The organism is Methanothermococcus thermolithotrophicus DSM 2095 (genome assembly GCF_000376965.1).
Taxonomy (GTDB): Archaea; AGJL01; Methanococci; order Methanococcales; family Methanococcaceae; genus Methanothermococcus; species Methanothermococcus thermolithotrophicus.
In genome coordinates, this window is sequence record NZ_AQXV01000051.1 from 59,148 (window position 1) to 74,729 (window position 15,582).

Here is a 15,582-nt window from a genome sequence, read left to right on the forward strand (position 1 = left end):
AATTTATTATATGTTCCGAAATTAAATGATTGTAGAATGTTTACGCCTCAAATTTTAAAATAATCCATCTTTCTTAAATTTATTGGTGTATTTTTCAATATTTAACGCAAACTACTATAAATTAGGATTTAGGTTATATTTATCTTTTTTGAAAAAACTAATTAATAATTGGTAAAATTATATGAATTATTAATTACTAATGGTGAATATCAATCCATGGAAAGGTGATGAAAAAATAAACAGGTATTTATGCAATGTAGGCCATAAACAAAACGTATGGGTAATTCAAAAATGTTTAATACCCTAATATAACTTACTATGTTGAGGGGGTAGTATGAATATTTTAATTCTGTCTGCAGACGGTTTTGAAGATCTGGAGCTTTTTTATCCATATTTTAGGCTTATGGAAGAGGGATATAATGTCCAAATAGCTTCAAATAAACGTAAAATTGAAGGTAAGAAAGGATATAAAGTTATAGTGGATTTAAAATTTAGCGAAGTAAATCCTGATGACTATGATGGGTTAGTGTTACCTGGAGGCATAGGACCAGAAACGGTTCGTTTAGATATAAATGCAGTAAATATAACAAAAAATTTTATGGATGATAAAAAACCAGTAGCTTCAATATGTCAGGGAATACAGGTACTAATATCTGCAGGTGAAATTAAGGGAAAAAAAGCAGTATGTTGGTATGGTGTTAAGGATGATTTAATAGCTGCTGGAGGTATATTTGTGGATAAAGGTGTTGTAGTAGATGATAATCTAGTTTCATCTCGACATCCATGGGATTTATCAGAGTTTATGGGAGAATATCTAAAGAAATTTGAATAATTTGTTATGGTGATTAAATGGAAAAAGCCATAAACAAAATAAAGGGTAAGTTAAAATCAAAGAAGGGAAGTGCCGCAATAGCAATAATTATGGAAGCTGCTGCGGTAATGGTCGCGCTTTATATAGTATACATTATAGTAGTTAATTTTGGATATTTATAAAAAAGAGAGCATTTGCTGTTTGTAGATCATCTTAATCCAAAAAACTTCATTGCATTGTCATGAGAGACTGTTTTAACTATTGTTTCATCTATTCCAGCGGATTTCATTTTAACAACTGTTTTAGGTACACTTAGAATATCTGACGGGGCAGAAGAACTATCACTATTTAGCATAAACCTTTCTCCACCATATTCTTTCACTATGTCAACTGCATCCATTGGAGTTAATTTACTTGGTTGAACCGTGAGTCCCATAAACATTTCAGTGTCAAAAACGAATTTGACTGTTTCTTTTGTACAGTGTTCAATTACTATTTTTTGCTGAGCTCCTTTATCCAAGTCTAAAGAATCCAATATTTCTAGAATTTCCTTTGTAACTGCTTCTTTATTTCTTCTAGGGGTATGGACAACTACAGGCATTTTAAGCTCTTTTGCAATTAAAATCTGTTCTGTAAACACATCTATTTCTTCTTTAGTGCACTTTTCAAGTCCTATTTCACCAACCCCTACAACGTGATCTTTTTTTAAGTATTCCTTAACAACTTCAAAATCTAAATTTGGTGGAATGGCTCTTGGATGTACTCCTATACATACATATAATTTTAAACCGTTTTTAGCAGCTTTTTCAACTTCATTTTCTAAAATTCTATCGAAATGAGAAAGGAGCACGTCCATGGATCTCATTTTTAAAGGATCGTGTGCAAGGGTTACAGCTCCTTCCATACACGTTGCCATTAGTTCAAAATCTTCGTAGGGCCTAGTATCTGCATGAATGTGTGAATCAATCATAGTTTCTCCCCTCATGGAGTTATTACAGAACTTTAATTTAATATATTCAGCTTTTCCACTAATTAAGTATATATTATTAAAATCATATATAATAAAGTTATGAATAGTAAATTAATACAAAAATTAACTTAAGGGGTAATTTACTATTCCTAATGACCAAAATTTGAAATTAATATTGTAATTTGGAATTAGAAGGGAGGGTTTTTATGGAGATCTTTTTTAGGGGAGGAGCAATGGAAGTAGGGAGAAGTTGTATAGAGGTTAAAACTGATCAAAGTAGTGTATTATTTGACTGCGGGATTAAATTATCACCAGAAGGCCCTGAATATCCAATTTTGAAGGATGCAAACCCAGACTGTATTTTTATATCTCATGCTCATCTGGATCATACTGGTTCTCTACCTGTACTGGTCCATTCTGGAGTTAATCCTGCTATATTTTCAACACACATGACAAAGGCACTAACAAAAGAGCTCCTAAAGGATTCTTTAAAAATAGCTTTGGCTGAAAATTTAGAAGAGCTCTACGATAGAGGGGACGTACATAAAACTATAAAACTCCATAGAAAAGCGAAGTACAATAAAACAAAACATTTTAAAGATTTTGATTTTGAATTTTTCAATGCAGGCCATATTCCAGGAAGTGCCTCCATATTACTCGATTATGGAAATAAAAAGTTGGTTTATACCGGGGACACAAAGGTTTTAGATACTGAGCTCGTAAAAGGGGCGGATCTGAGTTACTGTAAAGAGAGTATAGATGTGTTAATAGTTGAATCAACATATGGTGGTGAAGTTCATCCCGATAGGGGAAAAATAGAAAAAGAATTTTTAGAAAAGGTGAAGGAAACTGTAGAAAGAAAGGGAGTTGCAATAATACCTGTTTTTGCAGTTGATAGGAGTCAGGAAATACTTTTGGTTTTAAATAATTTGGGGTTAGATATCCCGATTTATTTTGACGGACTTGCAAAAAAGATAACTGAAATAATGTTGAGATATCCTGAATACCTTAAAAATCCTGAAGATCTTAAAAAAGTATTTCTCAATGTTTATGAAGTCGATAACAAAGATAGGCAGCATGTAATTAAAGATTTAAAGGAAAATGGCGGTATTGTGGTTACCACTGCAGGAATGCTTGAAGGTGGACCTGTAGTGACATATATGTGGAATTTCTGGAATGATACCAAGAGCTCACTTATTCTAACAGGCTATCAAGTTGAAGATACTGTAGGAAGAAGGTTGATTGAAACTGGAGAACTTTCTCTTGGGGAGCTCAGTGTTAAACCAAAGTTTGAGGTAAGTTTGTATGAATTTTCAGCCCATGGGGATATGAATGAACTTAGAAAGATTGTAAAAAAAGCAGATCCTGGAGCTCTTATAGTACAACATGGAGAAGAAGAAAGTATTTCACTATTTAATGACTGGGCGGTTGAAAATGGTTACATTACATTTACTCCAAAACTAGGGGATAAAATAGATTTGGATAAGGTTTTGTAAGTACTATTATGATGCTATATTTTATTATATTTTGTTTTATTCTTCCTTTACAATTTCTATACCATACCTTACCACATTGTTCTTTTTTAGGTAAATCCTATAATCTAAAATCTTATTTGTGGTTTCCATTATCTTTTTTGAGTAAATAGGATCTATAAGGGTGTTTAAAAAACTCCTTAGGTCGTTTGGGGATTTTATACCGTAAATGTCCTTTGCACCGCTTGAAATCACAACTGGGGTATCGTATTTTCTTGCAAGAAATATGTTTCTCCTAAATGACCACAACAACCTCGCTCGTTCATAGTACTTTTTTTCCAACAAACTGTTTAAATTTAGTTCAATTGCTACCCTGTGGGTGCTTCCCAACCTTGCAAGTATGTGGTCAATACCGTTATCATTTCTATTTAATTCAGGGGTTGATAAAATATCTACTTCATGGGATTCAAGGGCTTTTCTATTGATTTTTACGATCCCTCCTTCGACTAAAAGAACATCTGCTTTATTTCTAAAACGTTTAATGGCTTTTGTTAAATCTTTTGAGGAATCGGTCTTTATTTTAATTCCACAATATATCTCTAAACCGTGTTTCTCCCCATATTCTTTGGCTTTATCAAATTTTTCCTTATCGTACTCATTGTGATATTGAACAGCTATTGACCTATTCCAGCCCATGTCCTTTAGTAGTTTTATTTCGTCCTCTTCAAAAATATGGTTGATATCAACAGTTTTGTCTATCATTGTATTCCTCTTAAAATCATGAGTATAGTGATTTTACAATTTATATGAAACGCTTAAAATTTTGGATTTAATAACTATCTTCGTTAAACGGGGTTCTCCAAACATGGTCAAATATAGACAATTATAGACATTTAACCAACTCTTATTAAGTATTTTCCGTTATAATCTACACAATAGACCACGTTTGGATTGGACGTCATCAGTTTTCTAAAGGAAACCTCTGTCCCTGTCGTGGTAACCCCTGAGCCACCCATCAACTCTTTAATTTTTCCTAAACCTCTTTTAAAAATATTTAAACAGCCAACTAACTGACGGTTAAAAGAGTCTGAACAATTACAGCAAACAACCTGCCCCTCTTGGGACTCCATTTTACTCCTGCATATAGGACAGGTTGTCGAAGTGTAGGCAGGATTAACTAAGATAACAATCGTTTTATAGCTGATTTTTTGTATTATGCTGTTCCAATTTGTCCTGTCTATTCTTCTATTGAAGTATTTATTTTTATACATCTTCCTCTTATTCAAATCCTCAAAAACAAAAATCGCGTTATGAAATAATCGAGATAATTGGATTGTGAGTTTGTGTAAAAAATCTTTAACTCTGTTCCTTCTCCTTTCGAATAACCTTTCTATCTTTCTCATAACTCTTAAAGGGCATTTTTTAAGCAATGATTTAAGAAAGTCGATTTTTTTATCATAAACTTCTTTAAGTCGATGTAATTCGGTTAAATCAACTCTTATCCAGCCTTCTATCGGATGGAACAAATCGAGAGATTTTAGATTGCTATCCACCCCAACAACTATTTCTTTATCTGAATAGTTTAGATTATCTTTGAACGTTAAAAATGCCTCATTTTCTTTTAAAATAATTTCTCCTATTGATAAATCTTTAACTTTATCGAAAAACCATTCGTTTTTAATGTTTAAAACTAAATATTCTTTTCTCGGTTTTATGGTTATCCTTATCTCTCCTTTTTCCTTATCGTATTTTATTAGAGTTGTCTTAACCCTAACGAATAGCCGCTCTACTTTCGGTTTTGTTTTAGTTCTATAACCTCTTTTATAGTTAGATAACCAACTTTCTAAGACTGAATAAGCGGTTTTTATAACCCCATCGATATAATGAGAGGCATAATTCCAATTTTCTAAGAGTTTGTTTCTTAAATTTCTTTTGAATTCGTTTGATTTCGGGAGTTTTGGATAACCTTTTTTAGTGTATTCGATGTTATTCCAAATTATGTCGATGCTTATGTTTAACTTGTCTTTACATTCAGTTAAAAAAGTTTTAAGTGGATAGTTATGACTAACTTTGTAAGATAGAACGACTTGGTAAGTCAATTCTTGGTTATTTTTCGATTTTGTTTTATTCGACATAGCATTGTTTGTTTGTTTTTAATAATCTCATCTTTTATCAGATATATAAAAATTTCTTTATTGTTTAACTATAAATGCCCATATTTGTCTACGAATTTTTAAACAGTTTCAAACGGCTATATTTAGTAGTTTGAATATATAGCAAAAATAATAGATAGCCGTTTTTATGTTAAATCAAAATAAAATAAAACTATATTTGTATGTTTGTTCAATTGAACAAACCATATGATTTTATAGTTCCTTTGCTATGGTAGGAAAAAGTTAATGCCTATCTTGTGGCGTTTTTACTTCTTCGATAATTCTTTTTCCAGCTGCGACCTCATCAATACTGTGTATAACTCCATTCATGGATTCAATGATTTCTTTGATAGGCTCGTATTGCAAATTTGTTCCTTCAATTGTTATTTTAATATTTTCCGTGGATTTATCTATCTCATAAACAGTAATGTTTACACCATCTACTTCTTTTAATCCACATAGTTTGAGGGCTAAATCGTTTAATTTAGGTTCATGAGTTTTTAAAACATCAAGAACTATTCTTCTTAATCCGGTCAACTTCTATTCCTCCCAGTGTGAAATATCGTAGTTTATTATATTTCTATTATATCACATGGGGTTTTTATAGTTTTATATATTATGTTTTTATACCAATAACTTGTAACATCTTAAAAAAAGTGATAGTTATGATATTACATCCAAGACCCTCTCCTATAGCTGCAGCAATGTATCAATTGAGAGATATTGGGGCTGATGCCATAGTACTACACGGACCAAGCGGATGTTGTTTTAGAACAGCTAGACTTTTAGAGTTAGACGGTGTAAGAATTTTTACAACTGCGATGGGAGAAAATGACTTTATTTTTGGAGCAATGGAAAAATTGAGAAGTGTTTTAGATGATGTAGTTGAATATTTAAAATCCAACAAACCAAAAGATGGAAAATACATTATCGGCGTTGTTGGGACCTGTGCAAGTATGATAATTGGTGAAGACCTATATAGTATATTGGACGAGTACGAAGACATCATAGTTCCAGTTGAAATCCACAGCGGATTAATGGATAATACCGTTGGGGCCATAAGAACCATGAAAAGCTGTTTGGAGTTAGGGCTAATAAGCAAAGAAGAATTTGAAAGGCAGAAAGACATGCTTATAAAAGCTACAGAAGTTGAGAAAAATAGGGGGATGGCTAAGAGTAAATATTTAAAGCCCACCTATGAAGATGACGTTGACGAAGTTATAGAGCTCTTAAGGGAACTAAAAGAAAGGGCTAAAAATGGGGAAGATATTAAAGTGGCCTGTGTATTAAATGCAAAAAAGGAAACTGCCTATTTATTTGCCCATCCTTTGATTGAAATTAACAGGATATTTGACTGTGTAAATATAGCCAATTTAGATGAAAATGTGGGCTTTGAGAAGGTTAAAAATGATGCAAAGAATATTTTTGGAGAATATTCGAAGAATAATATTAATATCGATTATATAACCGGCGGTTTAGACGAATATCCAATTACTGGAAAAAAAGCAGTAGAGATATTAAAAGAAATTAAACCTGATTTAGTTGTAGTTTCAGGGGTTCCCCATGCTCTACCTATTGAGGAATTGAAAGAAATAAATGAAAATATTGTAACCATTGGAATAAGTGATGGTCCTAGACTCTATCATCCAATAAAAGAGCTATATGATTATGGAATCATTGAATTGGATGCTCATGCAAAGGTTTTAGGAAAAAGAAATATTGTAAAATCTAGATTTGGAGAGATACTGAAGTATATAAACTTTGAAGAATGATTTTTTTTAAAGCGTAAGTATAATAAACTCATCCATAAATACATTTAATATCTAAATATTTATTTTTTATGCATTATAACGAATTTAACAATAAAATAAGAGGGTAACTATGGAAAAACCTTGGGTAGAAAAATACCGACCAAAAACCTTGGATGAAGTTGCTGGACACGATGAAATAACAAATAGACTTAAAAGTTATGTAAAAAATAAATCCATGCCAAACATGTTGTTTAGCGGTTCCCCTGGAACTGGAAAGACCACATCAGCTCTATGTTTAGCTAGGGATTTGTTTGGTGAACATTGGAGAGACAACTTCTTAGAGCTGAATGCCAGTGATGAAAGAGGTATTGATGTAATTAGAACTAAAGTTAAAGATTTTGCAAGAACAAAGCCAATTGGGGATGCTCCATTTAAAATAATATTCTTAGATGAAAGCGATGCTTTAACAAGCGATGCTCAAAATGCCCTTAGGAGAACCATGGAGAAGTATTTAGATATCTGCCGATTTATACTCTCGTGCAACTATTCAAGCAAGATTATTCCTCCTATACAGTCAAGATGTGCCATATTTAGATTTTCACCATTGAAAATGGAAGACATTGTAAAAAAATTAAAGGAGATAGCTGAAAAAGAAGGTTTAGTCTTAGAGGATAGTGGTGTTGAGGCTGTAATCTATGTATCAGAGGGGGACATGAGAAAAGCCATTAACGTACTACAAACTGCAGCGGCGGTTTCAAATGTTATAACCGATGAGATTGTTTATAAAGTTTCTTCAAGGGCTAGACCAGAAGAAATTAAAAAAATGATTGAATTAGCTTTAGATGGGAAATTCAATGAGGCTAGAGATCAACTATACAAGCTCATGATTGAATGGGGTATGAGTGGGGAGGATATACTCCTACAGATATTTAGGGAAGTTCCTAATTTAGATATTGAAGAAAAGAAAAAAGTTCATTTAGTCGAAGCTGTTGGAGAATGTGATTTTAGAATAGTAGAAGGTGCAAACGAAAGGATACAGTTGTGTGCCTTGCTGGCTAAAATGGGAGTTTTATAATAAACTTAATAAACTTAACCTATTTTTTTATTTTTCACATGTTAGAGTCCGAGCTCTTCCCCAACTATAACAACTGTGATGTCTGAAAGCATAGGTTTCTTTTTTATAACTGTGTAGATTCTACAAATTCTTGTTTCGCTATTGCAATCTACACAAAAACCTGTTTTAATACATGGGTTAGATAAGTTCAATCTTTTTGTGTTTTTAGGTGCTGCTATCATCTTTATTCTTTCAAATGCTGCATCTTCATCCTTGCAAATTTTGTTAGTTCCTGCTACGATTATTACTTTTTTAGGTCCAAATGACAGGGCTGCAACTCTGTTACCTACTCCATCAACGTTTACGAGCTCACCATTTAAAGTTATCGCGTTGCTACTACATAGGAATAAATCACAGGTGAGCTGAGCTCTCATAACTTCAAGTTTTTCTTCAGGGGATAAGTTAGGATCGCCATGATCTAAAACTACAGCTCCTTTTTCTTTAACTTTATCTTGGATATTCATGGATTTTACAGTCATGGAGCCCCCAAAACCTACCTTATCTCCTTTATTTACATAATTTAAAATGTATTCAACGGCTTCTTCAGCAGTTGGAAAATATACTGCGTCAAAAAGGTTCTTTTTCAGTGCGTCTACTACTTTCTTACCAACTGCTTCATTATGCCAGCTTTCTATTTCCTTCATCTCAATAACCCCTTATGAGTTTGTTATGGAAATATATTAATCAATTATATGGACATGCAAATCTTTATCACAAATCTTTATAGTTTCGAATTCTCCCTCTGGTTTGCTGTCTAAAATTTCAATTTTATCCTTATTTGTTACATCGTTTGCAACAATTCCGAGTACATACTTAAGTTCATCATCTTCGGTGTATAGATTAGCCGTTGTTTTGAATCTTCTAGCAAGTCTTGCAATATCCCTTAATGCCAATCTGGTTTCGGTGAATAAAATAATAAATTTCTTTGCATTTTCAATATTTTCCGGACTTCCATATAGTATGGGATATTCTTTATCCAGAATTTCGTCCTTTTTAACTTCGTATTCAATATTACAAATGTCAAGTAATCTAGCAATGATTGATTGTGGGATTCCAGGCGGTAAAGGTAATTCAACAATTTCAATGTTTTCATTTTCCAATGTTTCGATATTCATTTTTTCTCCTCCAAACTAATATTTAACTTCGGATGTTGGCTTTATCTTAACTAAAATATAATTTTTCATTTCAGATCTTGTTATGTATGCTATGTCCTTTAAAATATATCTACCAACTTTAACATTCTCTATTTTTTCCTTGTAGGTATCGTAGTCTAATTTAATCCTTAATCCATCCAACTGGGTTACAATAGGCATCGGGGCAAATATTCCATAGATTTCATCTACACGTTTTTCTATTTCATCCTTTACAACAACTGGAGGAACTATTGGGGGGTCGTAAGATAGTTCTGTCCTTCTTTCATTGATCAACCTTGTAACTTCATCTATCATTTTTCTTAATGCTCTTATTTCATCTCCATGCCTTAACCTATGAGCTCTCCTACCTAAGTTTCCAACATATACGTATGGAATATCTAATTTTTCTGGTCCGCCAGTAACAACTATTGGAATATCAACGTTGAATAAATGGGTTTTATCCTTTATACAGCTTTCAAAGTTACCCATAACATATATTGCAATGTCGTGTTCTTCAATCAATCTCTTTTCTTTTTCCCTAAGTTCACTAATATTCTTCCCAGCTCCGTGAGAAAGTCCTATCATGTTGGGTTTAGCACCAAATCTCCTTACATATTCAGAAACATCACAGGCTATGTGTGGGAGATGATGTCTTGATAAACTAGGTGCCACCACTGCAATTTCAGTTCCTGCAAGTGGGGTTTCGACTACCTTCCCCTTGTATTTTTTGGATTCTTTTTTGAAGTTTTCTATTTCATTTTGAGGTAAAGCAACAGTCATGTAAACATCCAGTTGCATAACGTGTTCCTGAATTATAAAGCCCCCAATATCCTCTATCCATTCCTTCAGGACGTTGTTTTTGTAAACTCCTCCTTCATACCTAACAATTTGATACATTATCTATCACACCTAAACTTTTATAAATATAATATATTTGGGGTTCAGAAGTTAATCTATTACAACAGGTGAGCTGCAAAAGAAATGATATAATATATGCGTTATTAGAAATCAGATCTTATTGTTATGGTACCAAATGTTTTTTTACTATCTCTAAATGATGTCACATCTGTTATGATCCTCTGTATTGATGATCTTTCATCAATCAGTGTTATATGGTCAGTTATGACGATTTCCTCAAAACTATATTTTTCAATAAGCCCCAATATCTCATTAACAATACTTAGTTCCAATATGTCCAATAACTTAGTGGTTAGGGAGATATGATCTATTTTGCCTCTATTCTTCATTATTTTAGCTAGTGGTTCCCAATCTCTTGTTAATATTTCAATATAATCTTCTTTTTCTGATATAATAAATCCTCTGCCCCCCAATAATATTACTAAATCATCTGCGAGTTTTTCCATTTTTGATTTTTCACAGTCATAAAAATAAAAATTAGTTATACGACTACATTCTTTGATTTTTGTAACTTTATTGCTGTATATTTGATACGTTCTTACAATATCTCCTTTACTTACTATTCCCACAATATTTTCATTTTCATCAACGACTAACAGTCTTCCTATGGCATTTTTGGCCATGATTTTTTGGGATTCCGATGCTGACGTATCGGGAGAAATTAGTATGAGCTGTTCTTTTGGGGTCATTATATCTTTAATTTTATTTTTCAAAAATAGGCCCCCCTTTTTCTTGCCCAAATCCTTAAATGTTACAATACCAACTAGATTTCCGTTTTTATCAACAACCGGATAGCCCATGTGTTTGTACTTTTTGATAATCCGTTCTAGTTCATCAACGCTATCTTCTTCATTAATCAATACAACATCCTTGGTCATTATTTGATCAACTGGGATCTTATCAAGTATTCTCAGATCATAGAGTTTTATTAAATCCTCCTCTGCTTCTTTAATAAAACCGCTAATACATTTAAATACATCCGATAGTACTTTTTGTTCTAATCCTATGTTGTAAACCCTTTCTACAGTTGAAAGTTTCCTGAAAAGCACATTAATCACCATGATATTATTATGAAACTATTATTAGTTTAAATTTAAAAACTTATGTTTTATAAAAGATTTGGGTTTTGAATTGAGGTGTGTATTTATTACTTACTTAACTAGTAATACAGGTAAATTTTATTAAATATAAAATAAACTGTTAATTGAAAATATGGTTTATTTTTAACGGATATTTGATTTACAAAGACTGATTAGTTAACTTAAAATTGCACACCACCCTATATAGAAATCTAAGATGCCATTATCATCGTAAAAGATAAAAAAGTGTTTTTAAGGGTAAGAGGATATCGAGGGCATCTGAACTAAAACTTATTGCCAATCTATCAATCGCTTTTCATAGATTTCATGAGGAAATAGGCTGAACCACCCCACAACACAATAGCTCCAAATAAGAACATTATTATGGCAGATGTGTTCATTCTGCATCATCCTCCTGTTTTTTAACAAATTCATCCCAAGGTTCTACTTTTTTCTTCCAAGGAATTCTTGAAAGGGCAAATGAAACTATTACACCAAGTATTGCGATACCTATGCCTACACCCAAGTATGACCAAGCGTAGCCTCCATATGGGTTAGACATCATACTTACTACATCAAGACCTATAACCGATAGAAGGACTACCGGGGTTAATATTCCTGCAAAGAACTTCCAGTAGTTTCCTATTTTTATATCCGATAATTTGTTTAAGTATGCTTCTAATTTTTCTCCTTTGAATATCCATATTGCCACAACCGCTTCAAAAACTCCAACAATTGGGAGGAGGTATGAAGCTGTGAAGTGATCCACGATATCAAGCCAATAAAGCCCTGACTTTGTGGTGTATAATAAACTTCCGAGGAATCCCAATATGGTAACTGATGCAACTGCTTTACCTCTGCTAATTTCAAATTTATCCATTACAGCGGAGGTTATGGCTTCTACAAGAGATACTGATGAAGAAAGTCCTGCAATAACCAGTGAAAGGAAGAATATGGCTCCCAATATGAGGCTCCCTACAGGCATTAATGAAAGGGCCTCCGGGAATGTAACGAATGCTAGACCGATACTTTGGGCCACAACTTCATTAAATGGAAGTCCTGATGTGTATGCCATATACCCAAGAGTACCAAATACTGCAAAACCTGCTAAGAACGAATATCCACAATTTAGTAGGGATATTGTGAAGGCGCTTGTAGTTAAATCAGTTTTCTTAGGTAAGTAACTTGAGTAGGCTATCATAATACCGAAACCAAGACTCAATGTAAAGAATATTTGAGAGAATGCATCAAGCCATATTCTCGGGTTTGTCAGAGCACTAAAATCTGGAGTTAAGTACCAATTTATACCCTCTAAACCTCCAGGTAGGGTTATTCCCCTAATCACTAATATTATAGTTAAAATAAAGAGCAGGGGCATGAATATTTGGTTTGCTTTTTCAAGACCTTTTTTAACCCCTGAATTAACAATTACATAGTTAATCAACCATATAAATAAAACTGAAATTAATATACCGTTTGCAAATCCTCCAATATCTCCGGGACCTGATGAGAGCTGTAATACACTCCCAAAGAAGAAATCACTAAAGTTGGTTGTAGGGAATCCATTTAGCAGCAATTTGTAAAGATAGTATGCCCCCCAACTAATAATGGCCATGTAGTACGTGGTTATAATAAAACCTGATGTAACACCAAGCCAGCCTATCCACTCACTTTTTTCGTGTAGTCTTTTAAATGCCAATGGTGCAGATCCTTTTGTTGAGTGACCTAATGCGAGCTCAAGTAGCAACACTGCAACTCCAACAAAAAGTAACGCTACAAAGTATGGTATTAAAAATGCTCCACCACCGTTACTGTAGGCAAGGTAACTGAATCTCCAAATGTTACCTAGACCTATGGCTGAACCGACCGCAGCCAATATAAATCCAATCTTTGAACCCCACTGTTCTCTTTCTGCCATTTAACCACCTAATTAAATAATAACCTAAAATGTTAAAAAACTAACAAAACAATAGTTAATCATCTATCATCAATATTTATAATTTGTTATATAATATGGTTTTATGCTCCTTTTAAAATTGTTAAAGTGACAAAAATTTAATCTATAAAGAATAGTTAATAAGATATAAATTAATGTATAAAAATAAATTATGGGTTTTACGAGCGAAGCGAGTAAATCAGCAAATCCTTCGGATTTGTGCGATTTCTTTTTCCAACCTGTTGATCACATCATCCCAGGATGGCAAATTAGTTTGACAACCTTTTTTTTCTACCACAAAAGATGCTACACCGGACCCTATAAGGCCGCATTCCCTTAAATCATAACCTTTTAAATAGGCAGTTAAAAACCCTGCTCTATAGCTATCTCCTGCACCAGTAGGATCCTTGGCATTTGCAGTTAGTGCAGGAACCTTTATTTCTTCATTTTCCTTATGAATTATACTTCCTTCTTTACCATGGGTGACAACCAGTATTTCAACCATGCTCATATATTCATCCGCATTATCGCCCAATAACTTTAATACTCTATCGTATTCATGATTGTTCATAAACAAGAAATCCACATTTTTAAGTATTCTTTCCATGTCTTCCTTACTGTAAAGTGGTAAATCCTGTCCAGGATCAAAGGATACTAGAGCTCCACATTCTTTAGCTTTTTCAGCACAGCTTATATTGAATTCAGGATCCCCCGTTGCTAAATGAACGATATCTGCACTGAAACATGGGGGATTAAGTTCTTTGTAGTGTTTGGCAGCACCCCATAAAAAATAGGTTATCTGATCGTTTTTCTTATCTGTAAATATCCATGCCTTTGGAGTTTCTTCTTCATCGGAGTGGTAGATGTTGGATGTATCAACACCTAAATTTTTCAGGTATCTTTCATAACCTGAATTTTTGAAGTCATAACCTACACAGGAGACAATTCCTGAATTTAAACCTAACTTCGTTACCCCTACTGCAACATTACATGCAGCTCCACCATAATATTTTTTTGCAGTTGGTATCTGAACAGATGTGTTTGGATCTGGGAATTTTTCTATGTTAAAAATATAGTCCAATGCAATATGGCCTACTGCGGTTATCTTTCCTGTTTTACATCGTGAGCTTTTTGGATCTTCCATTCTATCACCTACAGGCTTTAATAGCTTCTTTCAAGTCTATAAGGTTTTTATAAATTGCAGAACCTACAACTACCCCTTCAACACCGACTTCTTTTAGTTTAATCAGGTCTTCAATTGTAGTTACACCACCTGATGCAATAACTGGTATTTCCAACTCTTCCACCAACTGTTTAACTGGCTCCACATCTATTCCAGTTAATAGTCCTTCTACATTGACATTTGTAAACAAGATACTTCCTGCACCTTTTTCCTCCAATATCTTTCCCATTTCAACAGGAGTATATTTTGTTTTTTCTTTCCAACCTTTTATAACAACTTTGCCATCTTTTGCATCTAACGCCACCATTACCTTTTCTTTACCTACCTTTTTTGATATTTCTTCAACAATATCTGGATTTTCAACTGCAACGGTGCCTAAAATTATTCTTTTAGCCCCTATCTCGATTAGATTCAGTGCATCTTCAACTGTTCTGATTCCTCCACCAATCTGAACTGGCACATTTACAGTTTGGATTATTTCCTTTATTAGTTCTCTATTAACGCTTTCTCCTTCAATTGCACCATCTAAATCAACTAAGTGAAGCATTTCTGCCCCTTCGCTCACCCATTTTTCTGCAACTTCAACTGGATTCTCCAATTCAACATGCTTTTTATTGGGATCACCTTGAATTAACTGGACACATTTTCCGTTTTTCATATCAACTGCCGGAATAACGATCATTCTTTCACCTAGGTATTATACTACTGCTGTTTTTATCATGCCGTAAGTTCCACTGAATATGATCTCTATTGAGATTGCTGCTAGAATTAAACCCATAAGTCTTACTATGGCATTTATTCCCGATGTTTTTAGGGCCTTTGCAATAGGTTCTGAGAGATACAGCATAATTCCTGATATCATAGATACCAATAATATTGAAATTAATACTGTAATTTTATCAGATACTGTATTTGCACTATCCATTAAAATAATTGTGGTAGTTATGGTACCAGGTCCAGCAAGTAGGGGTATGCCCAAGGGAACTACTGCAATATTTTCTAAATATTCGAGTTCTTTTTCTTCTTTTGAAGTTTGTTTTATCCCAGATATCTCTGCGTGAA

General features: G+C 33.4%; 18 protein-coding genes. 5 read left to right on the plus strand and 13 right to left on the minus strand.

Annotation, left to right across the window (positions count from 1 at the left end; translation table 11 throughout):
* Nucleotides 1-334 precede the first annotated feature (334 nt).
* Both F555_RS0105970 and F555_RS09435 read left to right on the plus strand, forming a co-directional pair.
* Complete coding sequence (locus tag F555_RS0105970; RefSeq protein ID WP_018154314.1) at nt 335-832, plus strand: type 1 glutamine amidotransferase domain-containing protein; 498 nt, start codon at nt 335-337, stop codon at nt 830-832.
* Between the two features lie 17 nt (nt 833-849).
* A complete protein-coding gene (locus F555_RS09435) occupies nt 850-993 on the plus strand; it encodes a hypothetical protein (RefSeq protein ID WP_018154315.1) in 144 nt (47 codons plus the stop codon).
* Nucleotides 994-1,019: 26 nt separating this feature from the next.
* Here the strand turns inward: F555_RS09435 and F555_RS0105980 are convergent, their stop codons facing one another.
* Nucleotides 1,020-1,781, minus strand: a complete 762-nt coding sequence (locus tag F555_RS0105980; RefSeq protein ID WP_018154316.1) for a TatD family hydrolase — start codon at nt 1,779-1,781, stop codon at nt 1,020-1,022.
* A gap of 206 nt (nt 1,782-1,987) precedes the next feature.
* Here F555_RS0105980 and F555_RS0105985 point away from each other — a divergent pair, with 206 nt between their 5' ends.
* Nucleotides 1,988-3,277, plus strand: coding sequence for an MBL fold metallo-hydrolase (locus F555_RS0105985; protein WP_018154317.1), 1,290 nt, complete (start codon nt 1,988-1,990; stop codon nt 3,275-3,277).
* Nucleotides 3,278-3,313: 36 nt separating this feature from the next.
* Here the strand turns inward: F555_RS0105985 and rnp3 are convergent, their stop codons facing one another.
* From rnp3 to F555_RS0106000, 3 genes are all read right to left on the minus strand, one after another.
* Nucleotides 3,314-4,015 (minus strand): ribonuclease P protein component 3, encoded by a 702-nt coding sequence (gene rnp3, locus F555_RS0105990; RefSeq protein WP_018154318.1) that lies wholly within the window; start codon nt 4,013-4,015, stop codon nt 3,314-3,316.
* Between the two features lie 131 nt (nt 4,016-4,146).
* Nucleotides 4,147-5,388, minus strand: a complete 1,242-nt coding sequence (locus tag F555_RS0105995) for an RNA-guided endonuclease TnpB family protein (RefSeq protein WP_018154319.1) — start codon at nt 5,386-5,388, stop codon at nt 4,147-4,149.
* 261 nt (nt 5,389-5,649) lie between these two features.
* Entirely contained in the window at nt 5,650-5,943 is a 294-nt protein-coding gene (locus tag F555_RS0106000; RefSeq protein ID WP_018154320.1) for a DUF211 domain-containing protein, read from the minus strand.
* Nucleotides 5,944-6,071: 128 nt separating this feature from the next.
* On the opposite strand from F555_RS0106000, the gene cfbD reads away from it, so the two are divergent.
* Nucleotides 6,072-7,178 (plus strand): Ni-sirohydrochlorin a,c-diamide reductive cyclase catalytic subunit, encoded by a 1,107-nt coding sequence (gene cfbD / locus F555_RS0106005; protein WP_018154321.1) that lies wholly within the window; start codon nt 6,072-6,074, stop codon nt 7,176-7,178.
* Nucleotides 7,179-7,287: 109 nt separating this feature from the next.
* The gene (locus F555_RS0106010) at nt 7,288-8,232 is read left to right on the plus strand and encodes a replication factor C small subunit (RefSeq protein WP_018154322.1); all 945 of its coding nucleotides are present in this window, start codon (nt 7,288-7,290) and stop codon (nt 8,230-8,232) included.
* Between the two features lie 41 nt (nt 8,233-8,273).
* Here F555_RS0106010 and F555_RS0106015 read toward each other — a convergent pair whose 3' ends face one another.
* The 9 genes from F555_RS0106015 to F555_RS0106050 all read right to left on the minus strand — a co-directional run.
* On the minus strand, nt 8,274-8,915 hold the full coding sequence (locus F555_RS0106015) for a lactate utilization protein (protein ID WP_018154323.1): 642 nt from the start codon (nt 8,913-8,915) through the stop codon (nt 8,274-8,276).
* Nucleotides 8,916-8,951: 36 nt separating this feature from the next.
* A complete protein-coding gene (locus F555_RS0106020; protein ID WP_040682814.1) occupies nt 8,952-9,371 on the minus strand; it encodes a hypothetical protein in 420 nt (139 codons plus the stop codon).
* Nucleotides 9,372-9,401: 30 nt separating this feature from the next.
* On the minus strand, nt 9,402-10,301 hold the full coding sequence (locus tag F555_RS0106025; RefSeq protein ID WP_018154325.1) for a methanogenesis marker 7 protein: 900 nt from the start codon (nt 10,299-10,301) through the stop codon (nt 9,402-9,404).
* 104 nt (nt 10,302-10,405) lie between these two features.
* Nucleotides 10,406-11,371 carry a CBS domain-containing protein gene (locus tag F555_RS0106030; RefSeq protein ID WP_018154326.1) on the minus strand — a complete coding sequence of 322 codons (966 nt, stop codon included), beginning with the start codon at nt 11,369-11,371 and terminating at the stop codon, nt 10,406-10,408.
* 335 nt (nt 11,372-11,706) lie between these two features.
* Nucleotides 11,707-11,802: a MetS family NSS transporter small subunit gene (locus F555_RS09670; protein ID WP_157205748.1), complete on the minus strand. Its 96-nt coding sequence runs from the start codon at nt 11,800-11,802 to the stop codon at nt 11,707-11,709.
* The gene (locus tag F555_RS0106035; protein WP_018154327.1) at nt 11,799-13,319 is read right to left on the minus strand and encodes a sodium-dependent transporter; all 1,521 of its coding nucleotides are present in this window, start codon (nt 13,317-13,319) and stop codon (nt 11,799-11,801) included. The genes F555_RS09670 and F555_RS0106035 overlap by 4 nt, the downstream gene beginning before the upstream one ends.
* Nucleotides 13,320-13,536: 217 nt before the next feature.
* A complete protein-coding gene (locus F555_RS0106040) occupies nt 13,537-14,481 on the minus strand; it encodes a carbohydrate kinase family protein (RefSeq protein WP_018154328.1) in 945 nt (314 codons plus the stop codon).
* A gap of 4 nt (nt 14,482-14,485) precedes the next feature.
* A complete protein-coding gene (gene hisA, locus F555_RS0106045) occupies nt 14,486-15,202 on the minus strand; it encodes a 1-(5-phosphoribosyl)-5-[(5-phosphoribosylamino)methylideneamino]imidazole-4-carboxamide isomerase (RefSeq protein WP_018154329.1) in 717 nt (238 codons plus the stop codon).
* A gap of 15 nt (nt 15,203-15,217) precedes the next feature.
* Nucleotides 15,218-15,582 (minus strand): MarC family protein (locus F555_RS0106050; protein ID WP_018154330.1); only part of this gene is annotated, 365 nt, incomplete at its 5' end.